At 49.7% G+C, this 22,765-nt stretch carries 21 protein-coding genes; 13 read left to right on the forward strand and 8 right to left on the reverse strand.

Features of this window, described 5'->3' with window-relative positions; genetic code table 11:
* The first annotated feature begins 104 nt into the window (after positions 1-104).
* Positions 105-1,139: an AI-2E family transporter gene (locus OGY04_RS06575; RefSeq protein WP_003832866.1), complete on the forward strand. Its 1,035-nt coding sequence runs from the start codon at positions 105-107 to the stop codon at positions 1,137-1,139.
* Between the two features lie 31 nt (positions 1,140-1,170).
* Here the strand turns inward: OGY04_RS06575 and OGY04_RS06580 are convergent, their stop codons facing one another.
* The gene (locus OGY04_RS06580; protein WP_191238526.1) at positions 1,171-2,367 is read right to left on the reverse strand and encodes a multidrug effflux MFS transporter; all 1,197 of its coding nucleotides are present in this window, start codon (positions 2,365-2,367) and stop codon (positions 1,171-1,173) included.
* Positions 2,368-2,629: 262 nt separating this feature from the next.
* Here OGY04_RS06580 and OGY04_RS06585 point away from each other — a divergent pair, with 262 nt between their 5' ends.
* Positions 2,630-3,481: an aldo/keto reductase gene (locus OGY04_RS06585; RefSeq protein WP_032943372.1), complete on the forward strand. Its 852-nt coding sequence runs from the start codon at positions 2,630-2,632 to the stop codon at positions 3,479-3,481.
* A 41-nt stretch (positions 3,482-3,522) separates the two neighbouring features.
* Here the strand turns inward: OGY04_RS06585 and pntB are convergent, their stop codons facing one another.
* A complete protein-coding gene (pntB, locus tag OGY04_RS06590; protein WP_286585009.1) occupies positions 3,523-4,911 on the reverse strand; it encodes a Re/Si-specific NAD(P)(+) transhydrogenase subunit beta in 1,389 nt (462 codons plus the stop codon).
* A gap of 10 nt (positions 4,912-4,921) precedes the next feature.
* Entirely contained in the window at positions 4,922-6,451 is a 1,530-nt protein-coding gene (gene pntA, locus OGY04_RS06595) for a Re/Si-specific NAD(P)(+) transhydrogenase subunit alpha (protein ID WP_020996412.1), read from the reverse strand.
* Between the two features lie 525 nt (positions 6,452-6,976).
* On the opposite strand from pntA, the gene ydgH reads away from it, so the two are divergent.
* The 6 genes from ydgH (at position 6,977) to folM (ending at position 13,442) form a co-directional block, all read left to right on the forward strand.
* Positions 6,977-7,921: a DUF1471 family protein YdgH gene (ydgH, locus tag OGY04_RS06600; RefSeq protein WP_286585010.1), complete on the forward strand. Its 945-nt coding sequence runs from the start codon at positions 6,977-6,979 to the stop codon at positions 7,919-7,921.
* Positions 7,922-8,166: 245 nt separating this feature from the next.
* The gene (locus OGY04_RS06605) at positions 8,167-9,549 is read left to right on the forward strand and encodes an amino acid permease (RefSeq protein WP_286585012.1); all 1,383 of its coding nucleotides are present in this window, start codon (positions 8,167-8,169) and stop codon (positions 9,547-9,549) included.
* Between the two features lie 653 nt (positions 9,550-10,202).
* Positions 10,203-11,348 (forward strand): hypothetical protein, encoded by a 1,146-nt coding sequence (locus OGY04_RS06610; protein ID WP_286585014.1) that lies wholly within the window; start codon positions 10,203-10,205, stop codon positions 11,346-11,348.
* A gap of 45 nt (positions 11,349-11,393) precedes the next feature.
* Positions 11,394-11,921, forward strand: coding sequence for a hypothetical protein (locus OGY04_RS06615; RefSeq protein ID WP_048214242.1), 528 nt, complete (start codon positions 11,394-11,396; stop codon positions 11,919-11,921).
* A gap of 53 nt (positions 11,922-11,974) precedes the next feature.
* Positions 11,975-12,454, forward strand: coding sequence for a hypothetical protein (locus tag OGY04_RS06620; RefSeq protein WP_286585015.1), 480 nt, complete (start codon positions 11,975-11,977; stop codon positions 12,452-12,454).
* 265 nt (positions 12,455-12,719) lie between these two features.
* Positions 12,720-13,442 carry a dihydromonapterin reductase gene (gene folM / locus OGY04_RS06625; protein WP_286585017.1) on the forward strand — a complete coding sequence of 241 codons (723 nt, stop codon included), beginning with the start codon at positions 12,720-12,722 and terminating at the stop codon, positions 13,440-13,442.
* On the opposite strand, the gene OGY04_RS06630 is transcribed toward folM, so the two are convergent.
* Complete coding sequence (locus tag OGY04_RS06630) at positions 13,439-13,774, reverse strand: GlpM family protein (protein ID WP_008784705.1); 336 nt, start codon at positions 13,772-13,774, stop codon at positions 13,439-13,441. The genes folM and OGY04_RS06630 overlap by 4 nt on opposite strands.
* Before the next feature lie 117 nt (positions 13,775-13,891).
* Here OGY04_RS06630 and rstA point away from each other — a divergent pair, with 117 nt between their 5' ends.
* The gene (gene rstA, locus OGY04_RS06635) at positions 13,892-14,635 is read left to right on the forward strand and encodes a two-component system response regulator RstA (RefSeq protein ID WP_103285166.1); all 744 of its coding nucleotides are present in this window, start codon (positions 13,892-13,894) and stop codon (positions 14,633-14,635) included.
* A 66-nt stretch (positions 14,636-14,701) separates the two neighbouring features.
* Here rstA and OGY04_RS06640 read toward each other — a convergent pair whose 3' ends face one another.
* Both OGY04_RS06640 and OGY04_RS06645 read right to left on the reverse strand, forming a co-directional pair.
* Positions 14,702-15,730 (reverse strand): HoxN/HupN/NixA family nickel/cobalt transporter, encoded by a 1,029-nt coding sequence (locus tag OGY04_RS06640; protein ID WP_032943366.1) that lies wholly within the window; start codon positions 15,728-15,730, stop codon positions 14,702-14,704.
* 120 nt (positions 15,731-15,850) lie between these two features.
* A complete protein-coding gene (locus OGY04_RS06645; RefSeq protein ID WP_286585020.1) occupies positions 15,851-16,693 on the reverse strand; it encodes an aminoglycoside phosphotransferase family protein in 843 nt (280 codons plus the stop codon).
* Between the two features lie 189 nt (positions 16,694-16,882).
* On the opposite strand from OGY04_RS06645, the gene OGY04_RS06650 reads away from it, so the two are divergent.
* Positions 16,883-17,674 (forward strand): MBL fold metallo-hydrolase, encoded by a 792-nt coding sequence (locus OGY04_RS06650; RefSeq protein WP_032943363.1) that lies wholly within the window; start codon positions 16,883-16,885, stop codon positions 17,672-17,674.
* A gap of 26 nt (positions 17,675-17,700) precedes the next feature.
* Here OGY04_RS06650 and OGY04_RS06655 read toward each other — a convergent pair whose 3' ends face one another.
* Positions 17,701-18,045, reverse strand: a complete 345-nt coding sequence (locus OGY04_RS06655) for a DUF1294 domain-containing protein (RefSeq protein ID WP_032944411.1) — start codon at positions 18,043-18,045, stop codon at positions 17,701-17,703.
* Between the two features lie 234 nt (positions 18,046-18,279).
* Here OGY04_RS06655 and OGY04_RS23125 point away from each other — a divergent pair, with 234 nt between their 5' ends.
* From OGY04_RS23125 to tus, 3 genes are all read left to right on the forward strand, one after another.
* Positions 18,280-18,798, forward strand: a complete 519-nt coding sequence (locus tag OGY04_RS23125) for a hypothetical protein (protein ID WP_079933994.1) — start codon at positions 18,280-18,282, stop codon at positions 18,796-18,798.
* A gap of 230 nt (positions 18,799-19,028) precedes the next feature.
* Positions 19,029-20,330 carry a two-component system sensor histidine kinase RstB gene (gene rstB / locus OGY04_RS06665; protein WP_060682245.1) on the forward strand — a complete coding sequence of 434 codons (1,302 nt, stop codon included), beginning with the start codon at positions 19,029-19,031 and terminating at the stop codon, positions 20,328-20,330.
* Between the two features lie 73 nt (positions 20,331-20,403).
* Positions 20,404-21,333 (forward strand): DNA replication terminus site-binding protein, encoded by a 930-nt coding sequence (tus, locus tag OGY04_RS06670; RefSeq protein ID WP_153687211.1) that lies wholly within the window; start codon positions 20,404-20,406, stop codon positions 21,331-21,333.
* On the opposite strand, the gene fumC is transcribed toward tus, so the two are convergent.
* The gene (gene fumC, locus OGY04_RS06675) at positions 21,330-22,733 is read right to left on the reverse strand and encodes a class II fumarate hydratase (RefSeq protein WP_003028966.1); all 1,404 of its coding nucleotides are present in this window, start codon (positions 22,731-22,733) and stop codon (positions 21,330-21,332) included. The genes tus and fumC overlap by 4 nt on opposite strands.
* Between the last annotated feature and the right edge of the window lie 32 nt (positions 22,734-22,765).

Consider the following 22,765-nt stretch of genomic DNA (forward strand, 5'->3'; position numbering starts at 1 on the left):
AAGTCTTTTCACTTCTTTACCTGCCCCGTTTGATTTTTGTTATAACGGCTCGACGCAAATCACATTATTATGCAGATTCAAAAATGAAAAATGCGGGAATACACATGGCGAAACCGATCATCACGCTTAACGGTCTAAAAATAGTAATTATGCTGGGCATGCTGGTTATCATCCTGAGCGGTATTCGCTTTGCCGCAGATATCATCGTCCCCTTTATTCTGGCGTTATTTATAGCCGTTGTGCTCAATCCCGTGGTGCAGCGGATGGTCAAGCTTCGCATACCGCGCGTAATTGCGGTGTCATTGCTTATCGTTATTATTGTAATGTTAATGGTGCTGCTGTTGGCGTATTTAGGTACATCCTTAAATGAACTTGCGCGAACGCTACCGCAATATCGCTCTTCACTGGTTATCCCACTGAAAAATCTTGAACCATGGTTACAACGCGCAGGGATCGGCGTTTCCGTGGACGAGCTCGTCAAATATATCGATCCGAACGCGGCAATGACGCTGGTGACCAATTTACTGGCGCAGCTTTCAAATGCTATGTCATCGATATTTTTACTGCTACTGACTGTAGTTTTTATGCTACTGGAAGTACCGCAACTGCCCAACAAACTCAAACAAATGATGAGTCGCCCCATTGAAGGTATGGCGGCGATTCAACGCGCCATCGACAGCGTCTCCCACTATCTGGTGCTTAAAACGGCAATCAGCATTGTGACCGGGTTGGTCGCCTGGGGCATGCTTGCTGCATTGGATGTGCGCTTTGCCTTTGTCTGGGGATTACTGGCCTTCGCCCTGAACTACATCCCTAATATCGGTTCTGTATTGGCGGCCATACCCCCTATTGCTCAGGTGCTGGCATTCAGCGGTCTTTACGATGCGCTGGTGGTTCTGGCAGGCTATCTGGTCATCAACCTGGTATTCGGGAATATCCTCGAGCCGCGGATCATGGGCCGCGGGCTGGGGCTGTCTACGCTGGTGGTATTTCTGTCGTTAATCTTCTGGGGCTGGTTGCTCGGTCCCGTGGGGATGCTGCTTTCTGTGCCGCTGACCATCATCGTGAAAATCGCGCTTGAGCAAACCAACGGCGGTCAAAGCATTGCCGTGCTGCTTAGCGATCTGAACAAAGAATGAGTTTTCGCCCCGCCATTACGGGGCATTTCCTTTATCGTTTCACGCGGAAAGCCAAAACGGCGCTTAACAGCGTAAATAGCGCTATTATCCACGCCATGGTCCAGGGCGTGCCATCACTGAAGGCGGCCAGCAGCAACGATGAGATAATACCGCTGCCATATTGCAACGCGCCAATCAGCGCCGAAGCTGAACCCGCAATGTTCGGTACCGCATCCAACGCCGCGGCAGTCGACGTCGCGGCAATAATGCCATTCATCGAGAACAGCAGAAAAATGGAAACGATAATGGCAACAATTCCGCCTGACTCCAGCTTAACCAGCAGTGCAAGCGCCACTGCGGCCAGCGCCGCCAGCATCGTCGCATATTTCAGCAGTTGTTCCAGAGCATGTCGTTGAACCAGACGACGGTTGACCACGCTCATCGCCATAACACCGATAATGTTTAGCGCAAACAACCAGCCGTAATGCTGTGGATCAACATGGTAATAGCTAATATAAACAAACGGTGACCCGGTAATAAACGCGTACGCACCGACGTAATAAAACGTCAGGCTCAGGGTATAGCGCATAAAACGCCCATTGGTTAACAACGAGCGGTAATTACGAAATGCGCCAGCCAAAGAGGCTTTCACCCGTTTATCTTCCGGCAATGTTTCGGGCAGCCAGTTTAGGGAGATAAACATCAGCGCACCAATCACCACCAGCAGCCAAAAAATAGAGTGCCAGGTGCTCAGGCGAATAATTTGCCCGCCAATCAACGGTCCGGCGATTGGCGCAATCGCCATCACCAACACCAGGGTCGAGAGCATTTGCGCCGCACGAGTACGTGCAAAGAGATCGCGGATCATCGCTCGCGCCAGCATAGGCCCGGTACAGGCTCCAAGCGCCTGAAACACCCGCCAGAAAACAATTTGCGTGATACTTGTAGACAGCGCACACCCTGCGGAACCAATGATAAATAGCACCATGCCGATAAACAGCGGCTTACGCCGCCCCATATGATCGCTAATCGGCCCCCAAATCAACTGTGCGATAGTAAAACCAATTAAGAAACCAGTAATCGTCAGCTCAACATTGCCATGTAAATCCTTGGCCATCGTCGGCATTGCTGGAAGATAAATATCGGTAGAAAGCGATGTAAAGGCCATCAGGCCACTGAGGATTAGAATAAAAGTAAGACCGGTCTGGCTTGCGGTAGTTACCGGTGAGGCATGTTCACGTGTACGCATAGTGCCCTGTCATGTTCTAAAAAGTCAGGTCGCAGTATATAGACAACGTATTGCCGTGATTAGACGGTTAAAACCGCATGAGTTTATGAACTGAGATCATGAATGGTGAAATTATATGCGTCATATTTTGTGACTGACTTCCAACAATTACCTTTCAGAAATGAATTCTACTCATAGGTCCATGCGAATTTCACAGACTAATCGTATCAACACAGATTTGCTAATCTGCAGCCAATGCAACGATGATGCTCAGGAGAACCCAATGAATACAACAGTTCTGAATAACGGTGTTGAGATGCCCCTGCTCGGATTTGGCGTTTATCAAATGACTGATGCCAGCGAATGTGAGCAAGCCGTACGGGATGCCATTGATACAGGATATCGCCTGATTGATACCGCTGCCTCCTACCAGAATGAAACTCAGGTCGGCAATGCTCTTAAGCAAAGCGGAGTCCCCCGCGAGGCACTTTTTGTGACTACCAAACTGTGGTTACAGGATACCAACTATGCAGGCGCAAAGGCGCAATTCGCACGTTCTCTGCAACGGCTTCAACTGGATTATATTGACCTTTATTTGATTCATCAGCCCTATGGCGATGTGCACGGTGCCTGGCGCGCGATGGAAGAATTATATGAAGAAGGGAAAATCCGCGCGATTGGCGTGAGTAACTTTCATCCGGATCGTCTGGCGGATTTAATCGCTTTCAATCGCATTATTCCAGCCGTTAACCAGATTGAGGTGAATCCTTTTCATCAGCAGCCGCATGCCGTGGCCTGGATGCAGAGCCGGAATATTCAACCGCAAGCCTGGGCACCGTTCGCTGAAGGACGCAATGACCTGTTTCAGAACCCAGTCTTAGCGGCTATTGGTGAAAAATATGGCAAAAGCGTTGGTCAAGTCGTGCTGCGTTGGATTTATCAACGTGGGATTATTTCGCTGGCGAAAACCGTGCGTAAAACGCGGATGGCCGAGAATATTCAGGTGCTGGACTTTGCCCTAACGGCGGAAGAGATGACGCAAATTGCCGCGATGGACAGCGGGACTAGTGCGTTCTTCTCGCATCGCGATCCGGCTCGTGTGGAATGGATCACCCAGCGTAAACTGGATGTTTAAAAAAACGGCCTCCGCAGAGGCCGTCTTACTTTTACTGGCAATTACAACGCTTTCAGGATCGCATCCACGCTGGCTTTGGCATCGCCAAACAGCATATGGGTGTTATCTTTAAAGAACAGCGGGTTCTGCACACCTGCATAGCCGGTGTTCATTGAACGTTTGAACACAATTACGTTCTGCGCTTTCCACACTTCCAGCACCGGCATGCCGGCGATCGGACTGCGCGGGTCATCCTGCGCTGCTGGGTTTACCGTGTCGTTGGCACCAATGACCAGCACGGTATCGGTATCGGCGAAATCATCGTTGATCTCATCCATTTCCAGCACGATGTCATAAGGGACTTTGGCTTCCGCCAGCAGCACGTTCATATGACCTGGCAAGCGCCCTGCTACCGGGTGAATACCAAAACGCACTTTGATGCCGCGCGCGCGCAGTTTCTCAGTGATTTCCGCGACCGGATACTGTGCCTGAGCCACTGCCATGCCGTAGCCTGGGGTGATGATCACGGAGTGCGAGTTCTTCAGCATTTCTGCTGTGTCTTCCGCAGAAATCTCACGATGTTCGCCAACTTCTTCATCAGACCCGGTAGAAGAACCGTCAGAACCGAAGCCGCCCGCAATAACGCTGATGAACGAACGGTTCATTGCCTTACACATAATGTAAGACAGGATCGCACCAGAAGAACCGACCAGCGCACCGGTAACGATCAGCAGATCGTTGCTGAGCATAAAGCCCGCCGCTGCCGCCGCCCAACCTGAATAGGAGTTGAGCATTGAAACGACTACCGGCATGTCTGCCCCACCGATGGACGCCACCAGATGCCAGCCAAAGGCCAGCGCGATGATGGTCATCACCAGCAGCGCCAGAACCTGCAGGCCCACGCTTTCGGTACGAACAAACACCACCAGCAGCAGGAAAGATACAACCAGCGCCGCCAGGTTCATTTTGTGACGATTCGGCAGCATCAGCGGTTTAGAGGAGATCTTGCCGCGCAGTTTGCCAAAAGCCACCACAGAACCGGTAAAGGTCACCGCACCGATGAAGATACCCAGGAACACTTCCGTCAGGTGAATGTTCACCAGAATCGGCTCCAGGCCCGTATCGTGATACAGGTAGCTGTTGAAACCCACCAGTACCGCAGCCAGACCGACGAAGCTGTGCAGAATCGCCACCAACTCCGGCATCTCGGTCATTTCGACTTTCTTCGCCAGACGAATACCAATCGCGCCGCCGATGATCATCGCTACCAGGATCCACGCAACGTTGCCGGTATCCGGACCAAAAATCGTAGCAATCAGCGCAATCGCCATCCCGGCTATGCCGTAGTTGTTACCCTGCTGAGAGGTTTCGTGTTTCGAAAGCCCCGCCAGACTAAAAATAAACAGGATCGCGGCAACAATGTATGCAGCTGTAACTAATCCTCCAGACATATGTTACCCCTTAGTTTTTCCGGAACATTTTCAGCATGCGCTGAGTCACGGTGAAGCCACCGAAAATATTAATGCTGGCAATAAGCACCGCGATAAAGCTCAGGAAACTCACCCAGCCACCCTGGCCAATTTGCAATAACGCCCCAACCACGATAATCCCCGAGATGGCGTTAGTCACAGACATCAGCGGAGTATGCAACGCATGTGACACATTCCAGACCACGTAGTAACCCACCACGCAGGAAAGCGCGAACACCGTAAAGTGACCAAGGAACTCTTTCGGCGCGACGTCGGCGAGCCAGCCAAACAAAATCACTACCAGCGCCATCAGCGCATATTTGCGCCACGGAGAGACAGGTTTTTTCTCTTCTTTCGGCGCAGGTGCGGCTTTTGGCGCTGCCTGCGGCTGAGCAGAAACCTGGATTGGCGGCGCAGGCCAGGTGATTTCACCATCACGAACCACCGTGACACCACGCACAACCACGTCGTCAAAATCGACAGTGATATTGCCGTCTTTCTCTTTGCACAACAGTTTGAGTAGGTTGACGAGGTTCGTGCCGTACAGCTGGGAAGATTGCGTTGGCAAACGGCCTGGCAGATCGGTATAGCCGATAACCTTCACCCCGTTCTCGGTGGTGGTCACCTGATTAGGCACGGTATATTCGCAGTTACCGCCGTTTTGCGCGGCAAGATCGACAATTACGCTGCCCGCTTTCATCGAATCGACCATTTCACGGGTGATCAGTTTCGGGGCCGGTTTGCCCGGAATCAGCGCTGTGGTAACGATAATGTCGACGTCTTTCGCCTGCGCAGCGAAGAGTTCCATTTCAGCTTTGATGAACGCTTCGGACATCACTTTGGCATAGCCATCGCCGCTGCCCGCTTCTTCTTTAAAGTCCAGTTCAAGGAACTCTGCGCCCATACTCTGCACTTGTTCCTTCACTTCCGGACGGGTATCAAAAGCACGCACAATAGCACCCAGGCTGTTTGCCGCACCGATCGCCGCAAGACCTGCCACACCCGCACCAATCACCATGACCTTGGCAGGTGGAACCTTGCCTGCGGCGGTGATCTGGCCGGTGAAGAAGCGACCGAATTCATGTGCAGCTTCAACAATAGCGCGATACCCGGCGATGTTCGCCATCGAGCTTAAGGCATCCAGCGACTGTGCGCGCGAAATACGCGGCACGGAGTCCATCGCCATGACCGTCACGTTGCGCTCTGCAAGTTTTTGCAGCAGCTCAGGGTTTTGCGCGGGCCAAAGAAAACTCACCAGCGTCGTGCCCGGATTGAGTAACGGAATTTCCGCCTCCTCCGGCGCATTGACCTTCAGGATGATCTCTGACTGCCAGACTGCATTTCCATCAACAATTTCTGCGCCTGCTTGTACAAACGCCTTATCGTCAAAACTCGCCAGTTGACCTGCACCGCTTTCAACCGCGACGCTGAAACCCAGTTTAAGCAGCTGCTCAACCGTCTTCGGCGTGGCTGCAACGCGGGTTTCATTGGTTAACCGTTCTCTTGGTATGCCAATTCGCATAATGTTCCCTTCCATCTGTAATTATGATGATGGTTTATCAATGTTCGCACGAGGCATGCGCGCACTCTCGAGAGAGGTCAGTGTTACCTCAATAAAATAAAACAGTAACAAACTCTGTATAACCTACTGAAAATGACGCCTGTGATCTAGCGCCAAAAAACAGTATTTATTATGAAATTCGCGAAATAGAGATGAATCGAACCTCAGACAGATAAAATGCCCTAAAAATAGCCCCCAAAGGCTGATAATTCGCTCAAGCGAAGCGGCAAAACATGATTACCTACCTGCCAAAAACAATTGATTAACATTAAATTAACTTATGAAATTCAACTGCTTTATCAGTTTTGGTCACCAAACGCCGAAATTTTCGGCATATCACAAAATGTTATCGCTGTTGTTACCTAACGTGACATGATGAGTGAAAAATGACGCAGACACTGACACAATTTAAATGCAATAATCAGCGACGTTTCTAGTCAATAACAATACCAGTACCTGGTTTGCGCAAGGCGAAGGATTATTTTTATGAAGCTTAAGAACACTCTCCTGGCGTCCGCACTAATTTCTGCGACTGCTTTTTCTGTAAATGCAGCGACAGAATTGACGCCGGAGCAAGCGGCTGCCCTGAAACCCTATGACCGCATTGTGGTCACCGGTCGTTTTAATGCTATCGGTGATGCGGTTGCTGCCGTTTCACGCCGTGCAGATAAAGACGGTGCAGCCTCCTTTTATGTTGTTGATACCTCAGATTTTGGCAGCGGCGGTAACTGGCGCGTTGTTGCCGACGTCTATAAAGCCGACGCTGAAAAAGCGGAAGCGTCAAAAAACCGTGTCATTAACGGCGTTATGGAATTGCCAAAAGATCAGGCCGTTCTGATAGAACCTTACGACACCGTTACAGTGCAAGGTTTCTACCGTAGCCAGCCTGAAGTAAACGATGCCATCACCAAAGCAGCGAAAGAGAAAGGTGCTTACTCCTTCTATATCGTGCGTCAGGTCGATGCAAACCAGGGCGGCAACCAGCGTATTACTGCATTCATCTATAAAGCTGATGCGAAAAAACGCATTGTACAAAGCCCTGATGCGATCCCAGCAGATTCAGATGCTGGTCGTGCCGCATTAGCAGCAGGTGGCGAAGCCGCGAAGAAAGTTGAGATCCCGGGCGTAGCAACTACCGCTTCTCCGAGTGCTGAAGTCGGCCGCTTCTTCGAAACGCAATCTACCAAAGGCGGACGTTACACTGTCACGCTGCCTGATGGAACCAAAGTTGAAGAACTGAACAAAACGACCGCCGCCATGATGGTACCGTTCGACAGCATCAAGTTCACCGGTAACTACGGCAACATGACGGAAGTCTCTTATCAGGTAGCAAAACGCGCAGCGAAGAAAGGCGCGAAGTACTATCACATTACCCGCCAGTGGTCAGAACGTGGTAACAACGTGACGATCAGCGCCGATCTGTATAAGTAATACCCAATGCCATATCAGGTCTACAGTCCTTGTAGACCTGATAATTTCGTGCAGTTCTGTTTCCAGACTAAACAAAAACAGCAGTATTAAGACAACTTTTCACACTATTAGTCACAAATCTCTCTATCCCCATTGCATGCGTTCTCTTCTCTCCGTAAAATCCCGCGCCTTAGTGGCTTTCACCATTTTTATGCGGTTTGCCAAAATAATTATTCTCTCACTCTCGTTTTTGTAACTGGATACAAATGGAAAAGAAATTGGGTCTGAGCGCACTGACCGCGCTGGTTTTAAGCTCAATGCTCGGCGCTGGCGTTTTCAGTCTGCCACAAAATATGGCGGCAGTAGCCAGCCCGGCTGCATTACTGATTGGTTGGGCGATTACCGGTGCGGGTATTCTTTTGCTCGCCTTTGCCATGCTGATCCTGACGCGTATCCGTCCTGAACTGGACGGCGGTATCTTCACCTATGCACGTGAAGGTTTCGGCGAGTTGATTGGCTTCTGCTCTGCGTGGGGATACTGGCTGTGCGCTGTTATCGCTAACGTTTCGTATCTGGTCATCGTCTTCTCTGCGCTCAGTTTCTTTACCGACACACCGGAATTACGTCTGTTCGGCGACGGTAATACCTGGCAGTCGATTGTCGGCGCATCGGTACTGTTATGGATAGTCCATTTTCTGGTGTTGCGGGGAGTACAAACCGCGGCCAGCATTAACCTGGTCGCTACTCTGGCTAAACTATTGCCGCTAGGCCTCTTTATCGTGCTGGCATTCATGCTGTTTAAGCTCGACACCTTTACTCTCGATTTTACCGGCGTCGCGTTGGGCGTGCCTGTCTGGGAGCAGGTCAAAAACACCATGCTCATCACCCTGTGGGTTTTCATTGGTGTGGAAGGCGCGGTGGTGGTATCTGCCCGCGCCAGAAATAAACGCGATGTTGGTCGCGCCACGCTGTTAGCTGTACTCGCCGCACTGGGCGTTTACCTGTTAGTCACCCTGCTATCCCTCGGCGTTGTCGCGCGACCAGAACTGGCAGAGATCCGCAATCCATCAATGGCCGGTCTGATGGTTAAAATGATGGGGCCATGGGGCGAAATTATTATTGCCGCGGGTCTGATTGTTTCCGTGTGCGGTGCCTATTTAAGCTGGACGATTATGGCGGCGGAAGTGCCGTTCCTCGCCTCCACGCACAAAGCGTTTCCGCGTATTTTTGCACGACAGAATGCACAGGGTGCGCCATCGGCATCGCTGTGGCTAACCAACATCTGTGTACAAATCTGCCTTGTGCTAATCTGGCTCACAGGCTCCGACTACAATACGTTACTGACAATCGCCTCAGAGATGATTCTGGTGCCCTATTTGCTGGTCGGCGCATTTCTATTAAAAATTGCCACCCGTCCGATTCATAAGGTTGTCGGTATCGGCGCGAGTATTTATGGCATCTGGTTATTGTATGCGTCAGGTCCGATGCATCTGCTGCTGTCTGTAGTGTTGTATGCGCCAGGGCTGTTGGTTTTCCTTTATGCCCGTAAAACGCACACGCATGAAAACGTATTAAAACGCCAGGAGATGGCGCTGATCGGCCTGTTGCTTGTTGCTGCTGTGCCAGCTACCTGGATGCTGATAGGCTAACGTTATACCCATCGCTGGCTTCGGAAAATATCAGACTATGAATATCCTGATAAAGGACTATCGGGATATCATGGTTAACGCTGATTAATCGAAAATAATCGCTCTCGCTCTCCCTTCATGCTTGCCCCCCACACTATTTGTTGCTGCGTGTGAAGCGCTTATCACGGCTCTCCAGATGATGACTCATCACAAGGTGTGATCCCCCTATTGAGTTCGAGTTATTCTTTCTACACTTCACAATCGCAAACTGCTTTACGGCGCAACAGTCAGTCACGATCACCTGCTTTATCTTCTTATGAATCACAACATAACATACAGAAACACATCATAACCTTCTCAATTCTTTGTTCACTTTTCATATTGATAAAAGATAAAAAAGAAACACTTAACGAACACATATACATCATAATACATGGATAAATAAAAGAACAATTAATCATCACACAATTAACTATTTGTGCTTTATATTGTGTTGAGTTTATCATGCAGTTGTGTTGGTATTTGTGTTTGATGATAATGCAACCCGTGCGCTGGTCCCACCAGCTACACTCCCCTCGTCAATTATGTCGGAAATAAAAAAGGTTTATTAATAGCTGTTACTGCATCGATTAATTATGTAGTCGGCAGTATTTAGTCATTGAAGGACAAACAAAATGATAAATAAAGAATTAATGATGACACCCCCTATTAATCCTAAATGGAGTATTAAAATGTTTAAGAAATCAGTGGTTGCAGTATTAATAGTTCTTCCAATGTCTGCTTTTGCTCATGGTCACGGTGGCCATGGAGGTATGGGCGGTCACAATTTTGGTGGCCATGGCCATGGTGGTAACATTGGTCATGCTTTTAGTGGTCATTCGTTTGGTGGTCACTTTGCGGAGCGCATGAATGCAGGTGGTGGCTTCACAGGATTCTCTAAAGGCTCCATCAATATGAGCGATCACCCCATTGCAGATAACACGACACGTTCCATCAGTGTGAAAGATGGTGTCGTTACTAAAAACATTGCCTACAACGGTGTTAATGAACAATATTCTGCGACAACCACAATCAGTCAAGAAACAGGTGTGGTTCGTACCTCAACAGTTACTCGTGATGGTGTGACCAAAACAGCATCAACTGTTGTGTCGCCTGAAATGCGTTCCCACACCGTTGACGTGACGAACGGTGATGTAACGCATTTCTCCGACCATAGCTATGTTGAAGGCGTTGGCGGCCTGTCGATTCACGGCACTAAAGAAGGTGATGAAGCTATTGGTACAGTCACTGCATACAACGATGTATCCAACGCAGTGAAAACTACCCACACGCTCAAAAACGCTGACCTGACTCGTGTAGCATCAACAGTGATTGCACCAACCATGCGTACTCATAATGTTATGGTGAAAGAAGGTGATCTCACAATCACTCACCTTCGTGGTTATGTTGGAAATGAGACTGTTGGGTATGGTTTCTCTAAGGGCGTAGCTAAAGAAGATGGTTATGCAATCGAAACTTCAGTCAATTCACTTGGCATAGCAACTGTTGGGGCATATGGCCCTAGTCACTATGCAGAGAAGGCAGAAAATCTGAAAACGGGTGAAGTGAAAACAATCACCGATATCACTCCACCACAACCACAACCAACTCCAGTTGTCGTACACGTTGTACCCGTAACTCCTCTGACTCCTGCGACGCCTGTGAATCCTCCTGTCGTGGTTCACGTTGTTCCAGCATCAACGATTACCCCAGCCACACCAGCGACTACCGTGTATAACGATAAACTCGGTGATAGTGTCATCTTGTATTGGAATATCTAAACTAAATGAGGCTGGAGCAATCCAGCCTTTTTAGAGGAAATAATTATGTCAGTTTTAACAGCAGCAGATTTTCTAAAACTTATTGATCTTGAACCATTCAAGAAGCCAAACAATGAAGCAGGTGTCTCTGTTCAGCGTGGTATTGAATTAGAAAAGCTACGCCTTGCTGTAAAAGAAGGTCATGTAAATCTCCGTTTTTTCCTCAAATGGTTAAATGCATCTGCTGGTTGCCGTTTACAAGAACGATGGTTAAACAAGTTTTTCGCCGATGATCTCGGAGAAATTCCCGCACGATTTCAGCAGTCCCCCAGTAAGAGCACAGAAGAAAAGCTAAAGGAAGAAGTTGCCCGTCTCACAGCGGAACTGAGAGCGTCACAACAACAAAATCAGGTTATTGCTTCTATCGCTTCTGAGGACAATCAGAAAGCCATTTTTGCGGGTATCGTCGAACGTATCGAAGAAGAATCACAAGCTGAACTAAAAGCCTTTGCAGAGAAGGCAGCAACACGGGCAAAACAGAAAGCAATAGAGATGATGATAGCTATCTTTCCTAATTGGAAGCCATCAGATTGAACACAAGAGGCTGTGTGTATTATCATGCTTCCTTAATCATTTAAGGGCAGACAATGAAGAACGTAAATCTGATCTTACTCGGAGACAGCACACAGCCACAAGAACGCCGAATGAAAGAAGCGTTAAAGATAAGCAAGGACGTAAAACCTGCCGCTGTGTTAGATGCTGTGAAAGAGGCGTATGAAGGTACAGGCAAGAAACCTAAGCTGAACTATGCACAACTATCACGATGGAGAAAAGGTTTAACCTTCTATCGTTCCCCCCCGCCAGAAGACGCTGTAGATCAGTATTCAGATTTATTTTCCCCACTCTACCAACTATTAGAGAATCCGGTGATTGTTGCTTCCATCGACATAACAGAATTTGAACAGAGATTGAAGATTCAGATTAAAGAACGAGAACAAAGATTGATTGAAGCAAGAAGGATTGAAGCAGAACGTATTCTACAAGAAGCAGAAGAAAGAGATCGCAGAAAGTTCACAGAAGAATTCAATAAAATAATGGATAAACTGAGAGAGCTTAGGAAAACGTAGCTACAATGGGGAGCCTGTTTTCTGGTTCCCTTTTTTAATGACTAATCATTCTATTACGTTAATCCCCCTCTCTCTATTACTCCTTCAACTATAGCCCGACTAAAATGTGCTCACCGCTAAATCAGGATGCTGTAACAAACCCCAACAATTTTATTCCTGTGTGCTACTGTGTACAAATGAGTTTGCACTGATCACCAATGTTTCATACACCACTTACACCCTTTCTCTTGTAAAATGCTGTTTTTAATGGAGCCTGAGTATAACAATGGGTAAAAAACCTCCTTTGCCAATTCTTATCACCGGAGGTGGTCGTCGTATCGGCCTCGCCGTCGCATGGCACTTTCTGAACCAAAAACAGCCAGTTATCGTCAGCTACCGAACTCACTATCCTGCCATTGACGGCCTGCGAGAAGCGGGCGCGATTTGTATCCCGGCTGACTTTTCCACGGATGAAGGCGTGCTGGCCTTTGCTGATGAGGTCAAAGCACAGACGGATGGCTTGCGCGCCATTGTGCACAATGCCAGCGCCTGGGTCGCCGAAAAAACCGGCACACCGCTTAGCGAAGTACTGTCACGTATGATGCAGATCCACGTCAATACGCCCTACCTGCTCAACCACGCGCTGGAAGGATTGCTACGCGGTCATGGGCACGCAGCCAGCGACATCATTCATTTTACGGATTATGTTGTGGAGCGTGGCAGCGACAAACACATTGCTTATGCTGCCAGCAAAGCGGCGCTGGATAATATGACCCGCTCGTTCGCGCGCAAACTGGCACCGGAAGTGAAAGTGAACGCGATTGCCCCCTCACTTATCCTGTTTAACGAGGGTGACGATGCAGAGTATCGCCAGCAGGCACTAAACAAATCACTGATGAAAACCGCGCCTGGTGAAAAAGAGGTCATTGATTTAATTGACTACCTACTAACCAGTTGTTTTGTCACCGGGCGTAGTTTTGCCCTTGATGGCGGGCGTCATCTGCGTTAGTGCAGTTTGATCCAACAAAAGATCAGCAACCACGCGCTCAGGCTCCAGCACACTACTGCACCGCCGAGCGCGATGGGTAAGCGCATAAACCCAGTGAAATACCACAGTGAAACAAGGTAGACAAAATAGGGAATAATCGACCACATACTGAATACAATGGTTGTACGTAACGCCTCGATCCCTCGCTCACTGGCCACGATGTAGTGGGCAATCAACGCAAACGTCGGGAACAGTGGAATTAATCCAGCAATATAGTAATTCTTTGTTTTCGCCAGCAAACCTATCAACACCACCACCAGCGCACCGAGCGCCGCTTTTATAACGAGTCCCATCACTCTGCCTTAACACATCAATAACATCAGCCTCTAGCATAACGGAAGCGTTCTTGTTTAGAAAAGATTAATGGAAGGAAAAACCGGGGCGGTGTATGTTGGCGTTTTATATTCAAAATGAATGATATGAACACCATCGTATTTGTTGAAGATGATCCCGAAGTTGGCTCACTGATTGCAGCCTATCTGGCCCGGCATGATATTGAGGTTATCCTTGAACCTCGTGGTGATTTGGCCGAGGAGAAAATCCTGCACGTTCAACCCGATCTGGTGTTATTAGATATCATGCTGCCGGGCAAAGACGGGATGACTATCTGCCGCGATTTACGCGGACGCTGGCAAGGCCCGATTGTTCTGCTCACCTCGCTGGACAGCGACATGAACCATATCCTGGCGCTGGAAATGGGCGCCTGTGACTATATCCTGAAGACAACGCCACCAGCTGTGCTGCTGGCTCGCCTGCGCCTGCACCTGCGCCAGAATGAACACTCCGCACAGTCTAAAGGCATTCAAGCGGCAACCATCACACCGCACACAACGCTGCGCTTTGGCACACTCACTATCGATCCCACCAACCGCTCCGTGCTGCTCGGCGGCGAGCAAATCTCTCTTTCCACCGCTGATTTTGAATTACTGTGGGAGTTGGCAACCCATGCCGGGCAGATTATGGACCGTGATGCGTTGCTAAAAAACTTGCGTGGCGTAAGTTATGACGGCATGGATCGCAGCGTCGATGTCGCGATTTCCCGCTTACGCAAAAAACTGCTCGATAACGCGACTGAACCCTATCGAATCAAAACGGTACGCAACAAAGGTTATCTGTTCGCACCGCACGCCTGGGACGACGCGCCGCAGAAGTAATCCAACTGGGCCGGTCACTTTGATCGGCCCTCTTAATTACCTGGCGTTACACTGTCACATTGATAGCTAACTAAACGTCAGTCCGTCGTATTTTTTCCAACGGTAGTTTACGGCGGAGATAATCCAACAGCCGATAAAGACGCCAATAATCGCAAAACCGACATTCCCCATATGGTCACTCAAATTGCTGACGGTATCCCACAAACCACCCTGAAGCGAAAACGCGTCAGAGAGAAGTCCCAGCGCCTCCAGCCCGCCAATAAATAGCGCAACAATCACGGAAGTCCCGGTAATGGTCATATTGTAATAGAGCTTACGTTGCGGCTTATTGAACGCCCATCCATAGGCCTCAACCATCAGAATACTGTCGAGACAATCAATTAACGCCATACCGCAGGTAAACAGCGCCGGGAACACGAGAATTGACCAAATCGACATGCCGCTGGACGCGCTTGAAGCAGAAATTCCCAGCAGAGAAATTTCAGTGGCGGTATCAAAACCCAGACCAAACAGAAAGCCGACAAAATACATATGCCAGTCTTTACCTACCAGCCGAAACGCTGAGCGGAAAAGCCAGTTCAGAGGGCCTGAAACTGTAATGTCTTCCGTAGTGCCATCGTAAGTACCGGTGCGTTTAAGATGGCGGAATGCCTTCCAGACCTGGCAGAAAATAATGAGATTGATGGTAGCCAGAATCAGCAAAAATACGGCAGAAACCGTAGTTCCTATCAGACCACCGACATTCTGAAACCATGCCATATGTTGCTTAAACACGCTGGTAGTTAACGCAATGCCAATGCTGGCCAGCACCACAATGGTAGAGTGTCCCAGAGAAAACCAGGCCCCCGTTGTCAGGGCACGTTTTTTCTGCTGCATGAGTTTACGCGTCGCGCTGTCTATCGCGGCGATATGATCGGCATCAACGGCATGGCGCAAACCATAGCACCACGCAATCAGACTCAGTGCCAGTAAGGAAGTATTGTTGCTAAACGCGGTGAAAGCCCACAGCCACGCTACGATGTTTGCCCCGATGAGTAAGACCATCAACAAAAGAATATTCGGGCGTTTTTTTAATAATGAAAACAATGCGTTCATTGTTTCCGGCCTGTCAAATTTTCGCTCAACAACACACCACACCGCCGTTCATTAATTGATTAATACAACGTTTACCAGGCTAATGATAACTCTTAAGAATTACTAACCCAGTGTCGTAGATCAAAATTGATTACCACCTGAAGCAAGTTCTGCCATCGCTAGCTCCGCAATACGCAGAGGTACCGTTGCGCTGTCACCCTCTTGCAGAAACCAGACGGACGACAACCCACACCAGGCAACAATCCACATCAGTAAACGCTGCCGTTCAATTCTGGCGATTTCAGACACAATGTTGACTCGTTGCGTGAATCTTTCCGGCTCAATGGCGACAGGTCTGGTAGGTTCGGCAAGATCGGGATTAGTAAAGATATTGGCGTAATCAAAGCCACGCTCGCCCACCAGCCCTTTGGGATCGATAGCCAGCCATCCTCTCGTTCCGAAATCAAGAATATTGCCGTGGTGTAGATCGCCATGTAATACGACTTCATCATGGGGTGAAGATAGCAGTACGTTTGCCACCGCAGCACAACGCGTCAGGATACCGCCATGCTTTTTCGCGGCAGGAGCCAGATCGCGAAACCAATGGTGCAGAGGTGTTAACGCAGGCGTAGAAGCATTTCGGGAGAGATGGAGTCTACTGGCAGCATGGCAAATAATGCGACAGGCCTGCGCATCGTTGCCAGTCCAGGACATGTCCGCTAAAGACCCTTTCCCTGTCGCACGTTCCAGCAGAATCGCCCCTGCTGCATGAGCAAGTACTTTCGCTGCGCCATTTCCGTTCCACCAGACCATGAGTTCACAGCCGATCCGTTCACTGTCATCATCGGTGATCTTTAGTATGGCTTTCTGCCCGTCCTTGACCACCAGCACAGGCAAAAGCAGCGATGTGTGCGTTTCAAACGGTTCACCATCTGGTGTGAGCCCCCAACGGTTGAGCCAGGTGTTGAACAGACGATTTTCCAAACAATATCCTCATTTTTCTCTGGAAGATGGTAATCAAAAAGATCCGTGTCGGCATTATTCCTGTTTTCTTTTGGTTGAGCCACAACCCCCACTTCCATCATCACTGACTTATCGGGTAGAGCACTAACAGGCACATCCTTGTGTATCTGTGTGCCATGCTGACTGTGTTCGGTATATGAGGAGAACACGATGATCACGTTATGCAAAACCTGTGGAACATCCTATGAGGTAACTGGCGCCCATCCGGAACATTGCGATATCTGCCTGGATGAACGTCAATATGTCCCCACAAGCGGGCAGAAATGGATCGATTTTGACACCCTGTGTGCATCGCATACAAATAAGTGGAAGCAACACGACAGTACCCTCCTCAGCATCCGCACCGTTCCTGACTTTGCAATTGATCAGCGCGCGTTTCTTGTGCGTACCCCAGAAGGAAATATTCTGTGGGACTGCATTGCCACGCTCGACGATGCCACAAAAACGCTAATAACGTCCCTTGGCGGCCTTAAGGCTATCGCGATTTCGCATCCTCATTACTACACCACCATGCAGGACTGGGCTGCGGAATTTAACGCGCCGATTTACCTTCATGCCAGCGACAGAAGGTGGGTAATGCGCGACAGCCCGTGGATTAGATTCTGGGATGGCGACACAATAGAGTTAACCCGTGACGTCACGATGATACGTCTCGGCGGGCACTTTGCTGGCGGCTGCGTCCTGCACTGGGCGCGTGACGAAGGCGTGGTGCTTTCTGGCGACATCGTTCAAGTTACACCAGGTGCCCATGCAGTCTCATTTATGTGGAGCTACCCCAATATGCTACCGTTGCCAGCCGCCACCGTCAGCGACATCATCCAACGCCTGAGAACAGTGAAATTTAAGCAACTTTACGGCGCATTTGAAGGTAAAGATATTACGCAAAATGCCGATGAGATTGTGCGCCGTTCAGGTGAAAAATATATTTCCTGCCTCAAATAAACCGGCAGTTTATTCACCAACCATACTCAGGAAGGTAAAAATGGATAGAACTTATAAATCACACCCATCACAGAAACACTGACTATCACACTGATAATGAAGTAGGTTTTGAAAGGCTGCTTTTGTGTTTTATGGCGAAAGATTTGTTGACCCGCTATCGCGCCGCCCCATCCGCCCACAACGCCAAACACCAGCAATGTGGATTCCGGCACTCTGCGCCAGTCCTTGCGTGCCGCCATTTTGTCCACGCCGTATAACAGCAGCGTCAGAACGTTGGCGAGTAGAAACCATATAACAAGAGGATAAGCGGTGAAAATGCAGCCGACCGCTGCGAAAATGAGTAGCGAATAACAACAGCGATTGAGATTCATATTTTCAGTCACAGCACTTTTCAGGAAGTATCGGCACGCATTATACGCAAGGTCAGTCATCCCTGCCACGGGTGAGAATATCCCTTTTATTATTATGCCTATATCCCCAAAGATAGCGCAAATTCTCTGGTCTGCGGCGTACCTAACAATTCAAACAAGAGAGCCGTTTTCATTATTCAAAACAAATGGTAATTTATTAAACCCAAATGGAGAAATTGTTCTGGAGTCACAAGGATGAGAAAATACTCATATCCATATTTGTTTTTTGTTACCGTCTCATCTCTCGGCGCAATTTTTCTCTTTTATTGGTGGAAGGTAACGATATACAGAGCGACATTTCTCTACCCGCTCACATCCAAATATCTCATGCTTATTTCTCTGGCAGTGTCATTGTTAATTACCTTATTTCTGGTAGGTAATGGAATAATGAAAAAAAGTCCCTTCCAAACCTATCTGAAATTATTTGGTGGCATCAGCATTGCCATGGTGCTGTTTTCAGTGATCATGGTTATGGCGATAACCTGGTTCATTCCGGGTGTCCCCTCGTCCTATACCGCCACATACGTCTATGCTACAGGAAGTTCTAAAAGTTGTTCGGGGGCTGATGTTGACGATCCGGATCTCGGGACTAACATCAGAATTTGCTATCCCGAAGGTAACTACGAATATAACAACACCATCTACGTTGAGAAACGAAGTAACCTTTTAGGTGCGGTCGTGACATACGCCAGAACAACCCCACCCCGATTTTGATTAACTTACAGCGTAGAAAGCAATGCGTGATCCAGCGAAAGGTCATTCCGCGCCCGTAGGAGCCATAAGAATGCAGAAAAGAGATATACAGTGTACTCTGCGTGGACAAGCACGCCGGATGGTGATCGGAGAACCTTTCTGAACCCACGCATCGGCGGATACCGCTGTGCCCACTTTTCCCCTGAGGGACACGTGCACTCGCTAACTTATTGAGCGTTCGGTGATTTTTTATGAAGAAACTGTTTGTGCAGTTTTACCTCCTGCTGTTTGTCTGCTTTTTGGTGATGACCCTGTTGGTCGGTCTGGTATACAAATTCACCGCAGAACGCGCAGGCAGACAGTCGCTCGACGATTTGATGAAAAGCTCGTTGTACCTGATGCGCAGTGAACTACGCGAAATCCCGCCACGCGACTGGGGTAAGACGCTGAAGGAGATGGATTTAAACCTCTCATTTGACCTGCGCGTTGAACCGCTGAATAAGTACACACTGGATGCCCCAACCATGCAGCGTTTGCGCGAAGGCGATATTGTGGCACTTGACGATCAATACACCTTCATTCAACGCATTCCTCGCAGCCATTATGTGCTGGCCGTCGGTCCGGTTCCCTACCTCTATTTTCTCCATCAAATGCGCTTGCTGGACATCGCGCTGATGGCGTTTATTGCTATCTCACTGGCCTTCCCGGTACTGATCTGGATGCGCCCGCACTGGCAGGAAATGCTCAGACTCGAATCCGCCGCACAACGTTTTGGTGAAGGACATCTGAGTGAACGCCTTCATTTTGACAGCGGTTCCAGCTTTGAGCGCCTGGGCGTAGCGTTTAACCAAATGGCCGACAATATCAATGCGCTGATCGCCAGTAAAAAACAGCTCATCGATGGTATTGCCCATGAGCTTCGTACCCCGCTGGTACGTTTACGTTACCGGCTGGAAATGAGTGATAACCTCACCGAGCAGGAATCTCAGGCGCTGAATCGTGATATCGGCCAACTGGAAGCGTTGATCGAAGAGTTACTGACCTACGCCCGCCTGGATCGCCCGCAAAATGAACTGAAACTCAGCGTACCGGACCTGCCTGCTTGGTTGACAACCCATCTGGAGGATGTGCAAAGCGTAAATCCTGACCGTGCGGTGCAATTACGTCATCTCGAAACTGGCGACTACGGCGCGTTGGATATGCGCCTGATGGAGCGGGTCCTGGATAATTTGCTGAATAATGCCCTGCGCTATTGCCAGTCAACGGTGCAAGCCAGTCTGCTGCTGAACGGCAATCAAGCCACGCTGGTAGTGGAAGACGACGGTCCCGGTATTGCACCAGACGCTCGCGAACAGGTTTTTGAACCGTTTGTACGCCTTGACCCCAGCCGTGACCGGGCGACCGGGGGTTGTGGGCTTGGGTTAGCCATCGTCCACTCAATAGCGTTGGCTATGGGAGGGACGGTCGTCTGTGATGAAAGTGAACTTGGCGGCGCCCGGTTTACTTTCCGTTGGCCCGTCTGGCATAACATTCCTGAAATTTCGGCTGCCTGACCTATTCTGCTCGGTGGCCAGGCGGTGAATGTTGTGCTATAAAAAAGTATGTTGTAACTAAAATGGTAAATCTATGGCCCGTTACGATCTCGTTGACCGCCTGAACGGCACCTTTCGCCAGATGGAACAAGAACTGGCGCTTCTGAACGAAAACCTGTTGCAGCAGACGCTGCTGATTGCCCGCGTATTCTCGTTACCGGAAGTGGTCAAAGAGGCAGAGCATGCCCCTCTGCAGAGCATTGATGTTAAGCAGCATTTAGGCAAAGAGGCTGAAGCGCTGGCACTGCGCCATTACCGTCACCTGTTTATTCAGCAGCAGTCCGAAAACCGCAGCAGCAAAGCGGCCGTCCGCCTGCCGGGTGTATTGTGCTACCAGGTTGATAATGCGGCGCAATGTGCTCTGGAAGAACAAATCCAGCGTATAAACCAGTTGAAAACCACCTTCGAGCGCATTGTTACAGTAGAGTCAGGGCTGGCGCCGGCAGCACGTTTCGAATGGGTGCATCGCCACCTGCCGGGGCTGATTACACTGAATGCCTATCGCACGCTCACCGTTGTCAGAGATCCTGCCACCCTGCGATTCGGCTGGGCTAACAAGCACATTATTAAAAACCTGAAACGCGATGAAGTACTGCAGCAACTGGAAAAAAGCCTGACCTCACCGCGCAGCGTACATCCCTGGACACGTGAAGAATGGCAGGCGAAGCTTGAACGCGAATATCAGGATATCGCCGACTTACCGCAGCAGGCCCGCCTGAAAATTAAAAGGCCGGTAAAAGTGCAGCCTATTGCCCGAGTCTGGTACAAAGGAGAGCAAAAACAGGTGCAATATGCCTGCCCGACGCCACTAATTGCACTGCTTAATGACGACAACGGTATGACCGTACCGGATATCGGCGAGTTACTGAATTACGATGCCGATAACGTTCAGCATCGCTTTAAACCTCAGGCGCAGCCGTTGAGATTGATTATTCCCCGGCTGCACCTGTACGTTGCGGATTAACTGCCTGGCCGCATGCTGCCAACCATCAGCTCCGGACGTACCCAGCTGTCGAACTCCGCTTCGGTTAGATATCCCAGCGCCAGAGCGGAGGCTTTTAGCGTCAGCCCTTCTTTATGCGCTTTTTTGGCAATTTCAGCCGCTTTATCGTAACCGATATGGGTGTTGAGCGCGGTCACCAGCATCAGCGACTCATTGAGCAGTTGATCTATTCGTTCACGGTTGGGCTCGATTCCCGTCGCGCAATGTTCATTGAAGCTTTCCATACCGTCCGCCAGCAGGCGTACCGACTGCAGGAAGTTGTGGATGACCATCGGTCGATAGACGTTGAGCTCAAAGTTACCTGACGCCCCGCCCATATTGATGGCGACATCGTTACCCATCACCTGGCAGCACAACATGGTCAGCGCTTCACACTGGGTAGGATTGACTTTACCCGGCATGATCGAGCTGCCCGGTTCGTTTTCCGGAATTGAAATTTCGCCAATACCACAGCGCGGGCCAGATGCCAGCCAGCGTACATCGTTGGCGATTTTCATCAGCGACGCTGCCAGCCCTTTTAGCGCTCCGTGGGCATGAACCAGGGCATCGCAGGTGGCCAGCGCTTCAAATTTATTCGGAGCGGTAACGAACGGCGCGCAGGTAATGACCCGCAGTTCGTCCGCGACCCGGCGGGCGTATTCGGGATGAGTGTTCAGTCCGGTACCTACCGCGGTTCCCCCCAACGCCAGTTCTGCCACATGCGGTAAACTGTTTTCAATGTGTCTGAGGTTATGTTCAAGCATTGCTACCCAGCCGGAAATCTCCTGGCCAAGCGTAAGTGGAGTTGCATCTTGCAGATGTGTACGACCAATTTTAACGATATCGGCGAAAGCGTGGGACTTATCACTGAGCGTTTTGGTCAAAACATTTAATTGTGGGATCAAAGATTTACGCAGCGCCAGCAGTGCGGCAACGTGCATTGCGGTCGGGAAGACATCGTTCGAGCTTTGGCTTTTATTGACATCATCGTTGGGGTGTACTTTTCGCTCCATCCCCCGCACGCCGCCCAGCAATTCGCTGGCCCGGTTTGCCAGCACCTCGTTCATGTTCATATTGCTTTGCGTGCCTGAGCCGGTTTGCCAGATGGCCAGCGGAAACTCATCGCGGTGTTTATCTGCCAACACCTCATCTGCAGCCTGCATAATAGCCCTGGCTTTATCCTCCGCCAGCAGCCCCAGATCCTGGTTAACCTTTGCCGCGGCGCGTTTCGTCAGCGCCAGCGCATGGATCAGCGAGACCGGCATTTTCTCCGTAGAGATACGAAAATGCTCCAGCGAACGTTGGGTTTGCGCGCCCCAAAGCTTATCGGCAGGAACATCAATCGCCCCCATTGAATCATTCTCGCGGCGTACCGTTACCATTACCTGCTCCTTACATTAACAGTTGATTAGGT

This window comes from Citrobacter sp. Cpo091, assembly GCF_030332645.1.
GTDB lineage: Bacteria > Pseudomonadota > Gammaproteobacteria > Enterobacterales > Enterobacteriaceae > Citrobacter > Citrobacter portucalensis.